A 12320-nucleotide genomic window follows, 5' to 3' on the forward strand; every position below is an offset into this window, starting at 1 on the left:
CTTCTTGGCTCAAGTATTCTTCCCCACCAGGAAGTTTTTTCCAAAGTAAAAGACGATTAATATTTAAGAGATAAGAAAAGTAATTAGCTAGCGTTAAGCCTCTTTTTTCTTCTGTTTTCCATTTAAACTCTAGAGCAGAAAGAGAACTAGCTAAAGTAAAGATTTGCCTAAAGATTGCATTTACCTTTGCTGTTTCAGAAAGCTTTTCTTCTAGCTTATAAATCCTATCTACAATAAGAGCCTGCTCCTTAACATTTCCTTGAGGAACATGCACTTTACCTATTTTTTTATAAAGCGAAGGCATGACTTCAGAATCCAGCAGATGATGCCATCTTTTACAGACGCTAAATAAGGAAGGAACTACGCAAGTCTCTAAGATAGGGAGTAGCAATTCATTGGGCAAGCTTTCCATAGATGTCGAAGAGATGGGATGCATTTTGTTTCCTTGGGTAGGGATAACCCTTTTCAGCATTTTTATTTTTTAAAGGCAATATAAAAAAGTTAAAAAAGCAAGTCAAAACAATTCGTATCCTTATCAATGAAAACAAATCACAGATAATCTACCTCGCTTTTTTTCCAGATAGATTCACGGAAAGGGGGTAGACCTTCCAAGCATTTAGGAGCAGCCACAGCTTATGGGGATTAAGTGACGCGGCAATTTTGGTTTAGTTAAAAGAATGAGATTGATTCTGTGCCTTATTTAAGAAAAACGGCTCTTTTTGGCGCCTTGTTTTAATTCTTCTACCGTATGATGGAATACAATATGCCTAGCTTTTTCCTTTCAAGAAAGGTTGCCCTCCTAGCCGTAACACCCTGCAGAAAAAGAGAAAAGCTTTTTGTCGTTATAATGTGTAGGCTAATTTAAGCTTGCTTAGTTGCCGGAAGGAAAGCGGATTAATTTTTAAAGATAGGATGGCTAAAATTTTTTATTTCATTTTAGCTCACCCTAATTTAAAAAGTATTTAAGTTCATTCTATAATTGAAAACACTGCCTTATTTTTTGACGATTTTTTTCAAAGGATTTTCCGCTAATTCAAGCTTGATAAGCTGAGACAACCGCCTGATTTCTGTAGGAAGTCTGGTGAGCTGGTTTTGATTTAAGTAAAGCCATAGCAGGCGAGACAGCCATCCTATGCTTGCAGGCAGGCTAATGAGCTGATTTTGGCTTAAGTCAAGCACTCGTAGTTGAGACAAGTGCCCCACTCCTTTAGGCAGAGCGGTGAGCTGGTTTTGATTTAAGTAAAGGGTTTGCATCTGAGATAGCTGACCGATTTCTGCAGGCAGGCTGGTAAGCTGGTTTTGATTTAAGTAAAGGGTTTGTAGCTGAGACAGTTGACCGATTTCTGCAGGCAGGCTGGTAAGCTGGTTTTGATTTAATTCAAGCGTTTGCAGCTGAGACAATTGCCCGATTTCTGCAGGCAGAGCGGTGAGCTGGTTTTCTCTTAAGTCAAGCGTTTGCAGCTGAGACAGCCGCCCAATTTCTATAGGCAGAGCGGTGAGCTGGTTTTGATTTAAGTAAAGCCATTGCAGCTTAGACAACTGCCCGATTTCCGTAGGCAGAGCGGTGAGCTGGTTTTGATTTAAGTAAAGCCATTGCAGCTGAGACAGCCGCTCTATTTCTGCAGGCAGACTGGTGAGCTGGTTTTGGTTTAAGGAGATGTATTGCAGCTGAGACAACTGCCCGATTTCTGCGTGAAGGCTGGTAAGCTGGTTCTGATTTAAGTCAAGCCATTGCAGCTGAGACAACTGCCCGATTTCTGCAGGCAGGCTGGTAAGCTGGTTCTGACTTAAGTCAAGCCATTGCAGCTGAGACAACTGGCATATTTCTGGGGGTAAATAAATCAAGCCTGCTCCAGATAAATTTAGCAAAGTTAAGTCTTTACAATTTTCTTCAATCCAATCTCTAAGTAGCTCTCCTTTTTTTTCTAAAGGCAAGTGCTTAATTTCTTCTCGGCTCAAGTATTCTCCCCCACCAGGAAGCTTTTTCCAAAGTAAAAGGCGATTAATATTTACAAGATAAGAAAAGTAATTAGCCAGCGTTAAGCCTGCTTTTTCTTCTGTTTTCCATTTAAATTCCAAAGGAGAAAACGGCTTGGCTAAAATAAAGATTTGCCTAAAGATTGCATTTACCTTTGCTGTTTCAGAAAGCTTTTCTTCTAGCTTATAAATCCTATCTATAATAAGAGCCTGCTCCTTAACATTTCCTTGAGGAACATGCACGTTACCTATTTGCTTATAAAGAGGGGGCATGACTTCAGAAGCCAGCAGATGATGCCATCTTTTACAGACGCTAAATAAGGAAGGAACTACGCAAGCCTCTAAGATAGGGAGCAACAATTCATTGGGCAAGCATTCTATAGATGTCGAAGAGATAGGATGCATTTTATTTCCTTGGGTAATAATAACTTTCTCAGCATTTTCATTTTTAAAACAAAATAAAAAAATTAAAAAAGCAAGTCAAACGAATTCGTATCCTTTCAATGAAAATAAATCACCGATAATCTACCAGCGCTTCTTTTTCAGATAGATTCACGGAAAGGGGGGAGGCCTTCTAAGCATTCAGGAGCAACCACAGGTCTTGGCGATTAAGTGACGCGGCAATTTTGGCTTGGCTAAAAGAATGAGATGGATTTTTTGCTTTATTTGAGAAAAACAGCTCTTTTTGGCGCCTTGTTTTAATTCTTCTACCAACTGATAAAATACACTACGCCTAGCTTCTTCCTGTCAAAAAAAGTTGTCCTCCCAGCCTAGCAGTCTGCAGAAAAAGAGAGAAGCTCCTTGTCGTTATAAATGTGTAGGTTAGTTTAAGCTTGCTTAGTTGCCGGAAGGAAAGCGGATTACTTGTTTAAAGATAGGATGGCTAAAAGTTTTTTATTTCATTTTAGCTCACCCCAATTTAAAAAGTAGTTAAGGCCATTCTACAATTGAAAACGCTGCCTTATTTTTTCGTCGATATCTTTTAAAGGATTTTCCGCTAATTCAAGCTCGGTAAGCTGAGGCAATTGCCCGATTTCTGCAGGTAAGCTGGTGAGCTGGTTTTCTCTTAAAGCAAGCACTCGCAGCTTAGACAATTGCCCAATTTCTGGAGGTAGAGAGGTAAGCTGGTTTTGATTTAAATCAAGCCATCGCAGCTGAGACAATTGTCCGATTTCTGCAGGAAGGCTGGTGAGCTGGTTTTGACTTAAATTAAGCGCTTGCAGCTGAGACAGCCGTCCGATTTCTGCAGGAAGGCTGGTGAACTGGTTTTGATATAACATAAGATATTGCAGCTGAGACAATTGCCCGATTTCCATAGGTAAGGCGGCGAGCTGGCTTTGACTTAAGTGAAGCACTTGCAGCTGAGACAATTGCCCAATTTCTGCAGGCAGAGCGGTGAGCTGGTTTTGATTTAATTCAAGCGATTGCAGCTGAGACAACTGACCTGTTCCTGCGGGCAGAGCGATGAACTGGTTTTGATTTAAGTCAAGCTGTTGTAGCTGAGACAACTGCCTGATTTCTGCGGGCAGAGCGATGAGCTGGTTCTGGCTTAAGTTAAGCTGCAGCAGATTAGACAGCCGTCCGATTTCTACAGGTAGGCTGGTGAGCTGGTTTTGGCTTAAGTTAAGCTGCAGCAGATTAGGCAACCGTCCGATTTCTATAGGTAGGCTGGTGAGCTGGTTTTGACTTAAGTCAAGAGCTTGTAGCTGAGACAATTGCCCAATTTCTGCAGGAAGGCTATTGAGCTGGCTTCGGCTTAAATCAAGCCGTTGCAGCTGAGACAACTGCCAGAGTTCTCCAGGAAGGCTGGTGAGCTGGTTTTGGCCTAAGTAAAGCTCTTGCAGCTGAGATAACTGGCTTATTCCTGCAGGAAGACTGGTAAGCTGGTTTTGGTTTAAGTTAAGATATTGCAGCTGAGACAACTGACAGATTTCTGTAGGCAGAGAGGTGAGCTGGTTTTCTCTTAAGCTAAGCTCTTGCAGCTGAGATAACTGACCTATTCCTGCAGGAAGACTGGTAAGTTGGTTTTGGCTTAAGCCAAGCCATTGCAGCTGAGACAACTGGCAGATTTCTGTAGGCAGAGAGGTGAGCTGGTTGAATCTTAACCTAAGCTCTTGCAGCTGAGATAACTGGCATATTTCTGGGGGTAAATAAGTCAGGCCTGCGTTAGATAAATCTAAAGCCGTGATGTTTTTACAATTTTCTGCAATCCAATCTCTAAGAAGCTCTCCTTTTTTATGTAAAGGCAAATACTTGATGTTTTCTTGCTTTAAGTATTCTCCTCCACCAGGTAGTTTTTTCCACACTAACAAGCGATTAATATTTATAAGATAAGAGGCATAGTTAGCCAGGGTAAAATATCTTTTCTCCTCAGTTTTCCATTTAAATTCTAACTCCATAGGAGAAAGTGAGCTAGCCAAAGCAAAGGTTTGCTTAAAGATTGCCTTGACTTTTTCCACTTCAGAAAGCCTATCTTCTAGCTTATAAATTTTGTCTAAAGTAAGAGCCTGCTTGTTAATACCTACTTGAGGAAAGTGTATTTTACCTATTTGTTTATAAAGAGAGGGCATTACTTCCATGTTCAATAGATGTCGCCATCTTGTACAAACGCTAAAGAAGGCAGGCGAGGTGTTGTGCTCTAAAATGAGGGTTAGTATTTCATTAGGTAGGTGTCCAAGGGTGATAGAAGAACTAAGATTCATGATAGGGGACTACTTTAAGATATGTACATGTTTTTAATTGTTTTTTAATGACCTGCTTATACAGGGAAGAAGCGCAATAGGCAAGAAAATATGAGAAACAAACTCTTAATCTTCAAGCTTGAAAATAGAGGAATATAAGAAGTATTTATAATTTTTTACCTTCCTTAGTTTAAAAACAGCACTTAAGAGGAGTTATCTCACCAATTGATCCATCCAAATTTCTATCAAGCTAAAAGCAAGCCAACCTAAGCTCTATTTTATTCTACTCATAATTCATCTAAAGTTTTCTTTGCAGCCAAGCCCTCGCTCGCCCTACTTGCCATCCCACTTCTTTAGATTAAAAATAACTCTCTCAGCGGTTTTCCCGGCATTCTTTCATCCATAAGCTTACGAAAGGGCTTTTGTATTAATAATTAATTCCTTAAATATTCAGCCTCATCCTCTCCTATTTGTATCAAATATAAAAAACTTTAATTAACTTTTTTCCTGTTTTAGCCAATTTTAAGCTTGTTTGGTTTAAAACTTGAGCCATTCGATGCTTGGCTTGAAGTTATCTGTTGCATTCTTAAAAGCTACAAGCAAGCCCTTTTCATTTATGTGATGGATGCATGATTATTCCTTTTTCTTCTAAACCCATACTCAATCTTCTGTTTTCCTCCTTTCTGTGCTGAAAGAAGCATCCGTTGCTAAAGGCTATCAATCTAATATTTCAGCAAGATTAGGCTGTATCAATTAAGGCTTGCATCCTTTTATCTAAGGTGCCATCCATCTAATCATCCCACGGCTTAGAAGAGTCTACAATATAAATTTTTAGGATAAGAAAAAAACTGAGTGCTTAGATAGCTTTTAAGGAAGCCCCCTTGGGGGTAAGCCTGATTTTACCTGTTTTTGATAAAGAGAAAGAGAGTAGCAATCATTATGCATTAATAATGGTTTTTAGGAGAGGAACTTGCTACTAGACCCCTGCAAAGAAAAGATGGCAAGCATTTTTCATTGAACAAACTTATTAGAAATTATCAAAGCATCCATAAAAATTTAACGGAAAATGAAAAGTAATCAATATTTAATCGATTTGATAAAAAGGGAGAGAGGTAATTTTTTTTAAGTTCCTCTTAGAAAGATACTTAGCATAATTGCATTTTGTTTTATTCTTAGAAAGCCTACCAAGCAAGAAAAGGGAGGCGGGGTATTTGAGGCTTTTGCACCCCTTTGATTTCACGCTTGTAGTCCCTTATTCTTAGATATTTGAAGCTAAAAATTTTGAGGGAATGCAGCTGGATAGAGTTTTCAAAGCATTGGTGACATCTTTTTCCTAAATTCTCGTAAGATTGTTTTTAGCCTAAGTTTTTCTTAAATTATGCTAGGATTAAAATGAAAACAAAGCTTAAGATACTCCTACAGCTGCCTTTTTTGCTTGGGCGCTCGTTTTGTAATAGGCTTGCCATCAAACGCAAAAGTAAGATTATTTTTCGCTAAACGAAGAAAAATGTTGCACAATATATCCAAAGTTAATATTTATTACTTCGTCATGAAACTCAAAAAATCAGGAGGCAAATCACCATGGCATTAAAAGATACGGTCAAAAATTTAAGAGACCTGCTTCAGAACATTACTAATGATTTAGAAAAAGCTGAGAAAGGCAACAAAGCAGCTTCTCAACGTGTTCGTACAGGAACCGTTAAGCTTGAAAAAGTTTCTAAGCTTTATCGTAAAGAATCTATCAAATCTGAAAAAACGACGAAAGGTACAAAAAAAACAGCTAAAAAAGTAACTGCTCCTAAAAAAGCTTCCAAGCCAGCTGCAAAACCAATCGCTACAAAGCCAGCTGCAAAACCTGCAGCTAAGCCAAAAGCTAAAACACATAAAGCTAAGGCACGTCCTTTTTCCTTAAAAAGACCTACCGCAAAACTTCCTACGAAGCAAGTGGGCTGGAGATAATTGATAGTTTTTTAGGGGGGTTTATTACCTCCCCTTTACCTCACTTTCCTTATCGAATTCGAAAAATTTATCTGACCAGGTGAATAAAAAAATCCACCTAATAGAGGCGCTTATATTTTTTAAGTTGTTTACCTTGTTGTACAAAGCTTCTAACTGTTCCTAAATCACCTTGCTTTTATATAGCTGCTTATTTAACCTTATTATTTGACCAAAATTTAATAATCTAGCGATATGCCTTATTCTAAACAAACTCGTTTTGCGAATGTTAAAATAAATGAATTTTCCAAGAGAGGACATGGCTTAGGTCGCATCGAACGTTCAGAAGAGGAAATTAAAGAAGCTGAGATAGCGTTTGCAATCCCTGGAGATGCAGTCCATTCTGTGCTACATAGCAGAAATAAAGCGCACTGGGTAGGAGGAATACAAAGAATTATTGAGCCTTCCAAAGACCGAATCATTCCTAAATGTATACATTTTGGCTCCTGTGGTGGGTGTCAGTGGCAACAAATGTCTTACGATACTCAACTGCGTTACAAAGAATCTTTAGCTAAAGATATTTTCCGCAGTGTAATCACGCCAGAGACCCATCTGTTTCCTATTATGCCCTCAGAATCCGAATGGAATTACAGAAACAAAATGGATTTTACCTTTTCAAGAGATTTAAATAAAACTAAGTACTTAGGCTTGATTCTTGACTCTACAAAAGGAAAAGTTTTTAATCTTGTGGAATGCCATCTTCCCAACTCCTGGTTTACTCAAGCTGTCCATGCGGTAAAGTCTTGGTGGGAAGAATCAAATTTAGAAGCCTATTACCCTATTAAGAATACCGGCTCATTAAGGTCCTTGACGCTACGTGAAGGAATGAAGACAGGAGATCGCATGGTAATGTTGACGGTCTCTGGTAACCCTGATTATGCTTTGCAAAATTGCCATCTTGAAAGCTTTGTTCATGCTTTACATACTGCTATTGAACCTCAACAGTCAGATGCTAAGTTAAGTATATTTGTTAGGATTCAACAGATAAGTCCTGGTATGGCCACTAACTTTTATGAAATGTTACTTTATGGACCTCAATATATTGAAGAAGAACTGGACATTCAGGCAGATGTTGAAAAGCCTGCAGTAACCTATAAGTTTAGAATTAGCCCTTCTTCTTTTTTCCAGCCTAATATATGGCAAATAGAAAAGGTTTATTCTTTAGCTCTGCAATTAGCAAAGGTAAACAAAGAAGATATCATCTATGATCTTTTTTGCGGCTCAGGAGTGTTAGGTATTTGTGCTTCAAAAAACGTTAAACAGGTAATAGGTATAGAGATCTCTCCGGAGACAGCTTTTGATGCGCGTCAAAATGCTGTTTTGAATAATAGGCAGAATGTCACTATTATTTCAGGAGCGGTGCGCTATGCTTTGGGCCAAATTCAAGATGAAAATTTATTTCCTTTACCTGATTTAGTCTTATTAAATCCTCCACGCGCAGGTCTTGATCCTCTCACGATGAAACATTTACTTCGTCTCAATGCTCCCAAAATCCTCTATATTTCTGGCAATCCTCAGGCCCATGTAGCTAATATTGCTGAGCTATCGCAGAATGGTTATACAGTAAAATATATTCAACCTTATGACCAATTTCCTCAAACTATCCATGTCGACAGTTTGATTCTCCTAGAAAAAACTCCATCAAACATATAGGCTCTTCTTGAAATTTACGATTTGTAAGGCCGATACTTGCTCCCGTGCAAGAGTAGGGAGCATAGAGACTGCCCATGGGGCGATAGAAACGCCTGTTTTTATGCCTGTAGGTACTCGGGCAGCTGTTAAAACCTTGACTAATCAGCATCTGTTAGATATGAAAGCTCAAATTATCTTGGGTAATACTTATCATCTGATGCTTCGTCCAGGGGTAGAGATCTTGGCTAAAGCTGGTGGCTTGCATGCTTTTATGAATTGGCAAGGCCCTCTACTTACTGATTCAGGAGGATTTCAAGTTTTTTCTTTGTCTGCTCTTAACAAAGTCACCGATAAAGGAGTCCATTTTCAATCGCATATTGATGGCTCGCGTCACTTTTTGGGACCCGATGAGAGCATGTTCATTCAAAAAACTATAGGCTCTGACATTGTGATGGCCTTTGATGAATGTACACCTTATCCTTGTGAAAAAAAAACTGTGGAAAAAAGCTTAGAAAGAACCCATCGTTGGGCGGAGCGTTGTAGAAATTATGACTTGCAGCCTCATCAAAATCTTTTTGGAATCGTACAAGGCGGAGTGCATGCTGATTTGCGTCAGCAGTCTGCCCAGTTTTTAGCTAATCTAGATTTTCAAGGATATGCTATCGGCGGCCTTTCTGTCGGCGAGCCTGCTTCGATTATGTATGAGGTGCTCGATCACACCGTGCCCTTCATGCCGGTAGAAAAACCACGCTATTTGATGGGAGTAGGAACGCCGCGTAATCTAGTGGAGAGTGTAATGCGGGGAGTCGATATGTTCGATTGTGTGATGCCTACGCGAAATGCACGCAATGGCACGGCTTTTACTTGGGCCGGAAAAGTGCAGATAAAAGCTGCCCGTTATGCTGAAGATTTCTCGCCTCTCGATCCTTCTACCCCCTCCTATACTTCTCAGTTCTCTAAATCTTACTTACGTCATCTCCTCAATGTGGATGAAATGACCGGCTTAACATTAGTTACGTTACAAAATCTAGCCTTTTATCTAGATTTTATGCAAAAATTAAGGGAAGCAATAAAAAATGATACTCTAGCCGATTTTTATCAAAAAGTTTGTGCGTTGTATCCGCATTAAAAGGATGAAATATGATTATGAAAATGACTTGCTTTTCTACACTTGGCTTTACTATGTTGAATAATACGATAGCTTTTGCGCAAGAAAACACTAATCTTGAAATTGTTCCTCGCGATCAAGGAATGACTCAAACTTTTGTAATGATTGCGATCGCTCTGATTTTCTTCTATTTGATCTTATGGAGGCCTGAAAAAAAACGTCGTAAAGCCATAGAAGAGCAGCGTAATGCCTTAAAAAAAGGTGATCGAGTAACCGCTATGGGAATTGTCGGAACGATCGTGCGTATAGAAGACAATACTGTTATACTCAAAATGTATGATGGCTCAAAGATCGAGATGCTTAAAGCAGCTATTACTGATGTAGTAGCAGCCACAGAGGAAGAAGCTAAAAAAGCTGATAAAGAAGAGCGAAAAGTTGAGGAAAAAAGCTCTTAAGGAAGATAGTTATGCCACTTGATGATGATTATTCTCACAAAAGGCAAGAGATGGTAAGGACACAGCTTCTTGCCCGAGGAATTACTGATCCAGCTACCTTGGAAGCTATGCGGCATGTCCCTCGTCACTTATTTGTTCCTGCTTCTATGCAAGAAGATGCCTATGAAGATAGGCCTTTACCTATAGGGGAGGGGCAAACTATTAGCCAGCCTTTCATAGTGGCTTTAATGAATCAACTAGCTGAAATTACACCTGATTCAATTGTATTAGATATTGGCACTGGCTCAGGGTATGCAGCAGCTGTAGCTGCTTATACAGCGCAAGAAGTCTACACTGTTGAATTTTTGCCTAACTTAGCGCATGCGGCTCAAGAATGCTTTAAGCAGCTAGCCTATCTTTCTATCCATTGCAAGGTGGCAGATGGTTCCTTAGGCTGGCCTGAACATGCCCCTTATGATGCTATCATTGTGGCAGCAGGTGCTCCTGCTATTCCTCAAACTCTTATCAAACAACTAAAGATTGGCGGTCGCCTGATTATTCCTGTGGGCGATAGTTTTAGCCAACTTTTACTGCGCCTGCGTAAAACCTCTGAGGAAACATACGCTCAAGAGACCTTTGAACCTGTCCGTTTTGTTCCTTTAATAGGTAAAGAAGGGTGGGAAAGTTAGGAGAAAAATGGCCAGCAAACTAAGGCAAATAATGAAAGGTTATTTCATCTTACGCCATCAAGGGCGCGTTTGGCTAGCTTTGATAGGGAATTTTTTCTTGTTAGTTGTTGCCTTCCTATTCTCGATGCCACTTTCAGCAAAAGTTGTAGAAACGCATCGTTTTGCTGATATCCTGCAAGAGGTAGATCCACATTCTATAATTTTTTTTGACATTGATGATACCCTGATTAATACGACGAGTATATTGGGCAATACCCCATGGTGGAGTTATTTTGTATCTAAAATGGCTACTGCTAATTTGTCTAAGGAGGAAGCTCGTTTAGAAGTTAATAAAATCATTCAAAAGATTATGCTTCAAGTTCCGATGAGGCTGATAGATCCTTCTGCTGCTGAAATTATCAAAAAACTTCAGCAACAGGGAATTCTTACTTTTGCTTTAACAGCTCGTTGTTTAAATCCTGATTACATGCAAGAGGCTGACCTTTGTGCCTATAAACATCTAAAAAGTGTGGGCATTGATTTTTCTCTTAATCGACTGCCAAAATTGATTGATTCTAACTCCTACAAATGCTTTTCTCAAGGCATTATTTTTACCGATTATCAAGATAAAGGCCCCTTCTTAAAAAACTTTTTAAACCATCATTCTCTTCGCCCTAGTAAAGTTATATTTATCGACGATAGTCCCCGCCATATGAAGTCTGTAGAAAGTATGGTGGAAGCTATGGGTATACCATTTTGCGGTTTTAGATACAGCCAACTAGATCATTTCCATAAACAATTTGATCCTTTACTAGCAAACATTCAACTAGAAGCCTTTCTTCAAAATGATCGCCTACTATCAGATGAGGAAGCATTAAAAATAGCTCAAGCAGAACCTGACAAAAATCCAGACTATTTTATTAATGAGCTGATGAGGAAGTGGCAAAATTAAAGCTTTCAATATGCTTGCCTAATTTTTATAAGCGTTTTACATCTATCGCCAGCTTTTATCCTATAGCCCACATTCCGCAGGTTGTAACGATCCCAAGGTATTATTTTTTAGTATTAAGAAATAGAATTTAAATTAAAGAATTAATTTTTTTAACGAGTTAGCAATCAAGGGATTAAATTCAAAGAGAGGAACGTGAGCCTCCAGCTTTTTTTAGAAAAAACTATTCGTGTTCCTCCATAAGCAAAGAAAGCGAAAACATGAAAGATGAAAAAGTATGGTAGTAAGGACTTTACCCCCTTAGGATTGTTTTTACACTATGCAATGAAATTGAGATAAGGGAATATGATAAATTAATTAATCCATCATAATCTAAAAGCCATTATGACTATAGGAGGATTGATTAACTATTTAATGAGTAGGAACTTATGTTTTGACTCAAGCCTCATCCCAGAAATTATAGGTCAATGGAAATTAACCGGCGGAATGTGGGCTATAGACGGGTTTTGCCTGGCAGCCTTTTCACCACTTCGGCTTCCTTGTCCTATTTTAGCACATCGCTTTTGACCACCTCTCTTGGATAGTCTTGATCTAGGTATGCTTTTTACATCGATTCCCATGCATTATGCTCGAGGAGTTTCCTTAAGCCTTCTTTATCAAGTATAAGGCCTCCTAAGCTTTTTACAAGCATGATAATCGGCTCGATCTAAACTCACCAACGTATGGGAAGATAAGATAGAATTGAGAAAGGAATAAGAGAAACTGCTAAAGCTTTTATAAAAGATAAGCGTCCCTTCCTTTTTTTCTTAAAATAAAAATTGCTTAATAAAGAAGAAAAAGAGTAGTTTTCTGGCAAAAGGTAAGGATTAGTTCTTT

The 12320-nt window shown here is 38.9% G+C and carries 10 protein-coding genes; 7 read left to right on the forward strand and 3 right to left on the reverse strand.

The genetic code is table 11. The features are described 5' to 3' along the window. The 3 genes from NEOC95_RS08430 to NEOC95_RS08440 form a co-directional block, all read right to left on the reverse strand. On the reverse strand, nucleotides 1-436 hold a 436-nt coding region (locus NEOC95_RS08430), incomplete at its 3' end, for an F-box protein (protein WP_213152486.1). Nucleotides 437-993: 557 nt separating this feature from the next. Further along, nucleotides 994-2382: a leucine-rich repeat domain-containing protein gene (locus NEOC95_RS08435; RefSeq protein WP_213152487.1), complete on the reverse strand. Its 1389-nt coding sequence runs from the start codon at nucleotides 2380-2382 to the stop codon at nucleotides 994-996. Nucleotides 2383-2918: 536 nt separating this feature from the next. Next, nucleotides 2919-4679, reverse strand: a complete 1761-nt coding sequence (locus NEOC95_RS08440) for a leucine-rich repeat domain-containing protein (protein ID WP_166157925.1) — start codon at nucleotides 4677-4679, stop codon at nucleotides 2919-2921. Between the two features lie 1560 nt (nucleotides 4680-6239). Between NEOC95_RS08440 and hctA the strand changes: the two genes are divergently transcribed. From hctA to NEOC95_RS08475, 7 genes are all read left to right on the forward strand, one after another. Further along, a complete protein-coding gene (hctA, locus tag NEOC95_RS08445) occupies nucleotides 6240-6617 on the forward strand; it encodes a histone H1-like protein HctA (protein WP_166157923.1) in 378 nt (125 codons plus the stop codon). Nucleotides 6618-6848: 231 nt separating this feature from the next. Next, nucleotides 6849-8306, forward strand: coding sequence for a 23S rRNA (uracil(1939)-C(5))-methyltransferase RlmD (rlmD, locus tag NEOC95_RS08450; RefSeq protein WP_213152488.1), 1458 nt, complete (start codon nucleotides 6849-6851; stop codon nucleotides 8304-8306). Between the two features lie 7 nt (nucleotides 8307-8313). After that, a complete protein-coding gene (gene tgt / locus NEOC95_RS08455) occupies nucleotides 8314-9414 on the forward strand; it encodes a tRNA guanosine(34) transglycosylase Tgt (protein ID WP_213152489.1) in 1101 nt (366 codons plus the stop codon). 11 nt (nucleotides 9415-9425) lie between these two features. Beyond that, nucleotides 9426-9848: a preprotein translocase subunit YajC gene (gene yajC, locus NEOC95_RS08460; RefSeq protein ID WP_249270212.1), complete on the forward strand. Its 423-nt coding sequence runs from the start codon at nucleotides 9426-9428 to the stop codon at nucleotides 9846-9848. An 11-nt stretch (nucleotides 9849-9859) separates the two neighbouring features. After that, nucleotides 9860-10516: a protein-L-isoaspartate(D-aspartate) O-methyltransferase gene (locus tag NEOC95_RS08465; protein ID WP_166157914.1), complete on the forward strand. Its 657-nt coding sequence runs from the start codon at nucleotides 9860-9862 to the stop codon at nucleotides 10514-10516. A gap of 7 nt (nucleotides 10517-10523) precedes the next feature. Then, nucleotides 10524-11447 carry a DUF2608 domain-containing protein gene (locus tag NEOC95_RS08470; protein ID WP_213152490.1) on the forward strand — a complete coding sequence of 308 codons (924 nt, stop codon included), beginning with the start codon at nucleotides 10524-10526 and terminating at the stop codon, nucleotides 11445-11447. Nucleotides 11448-11828: 381 nt separating this feature from the next. Next, entirely contained in the window at nucleotides 11829-12011 is a 183-nt protein-coding gene (locus NEOC95_RS08475) for a hypothetical protein (RefSeq protein WP_213152491.1), read from the forward strand. Nucleotides 12012-12320 lie beyond the last annotated feature (309 nt).

The organism is Neochlamydia sp. AcF95 (assembly GCF_018342455.1).
Lineage (GTDB): Bacteria > Chlamydiota > Chlamydiia > Chlamydiales > Parachlamydiaceae > Neochlamydia.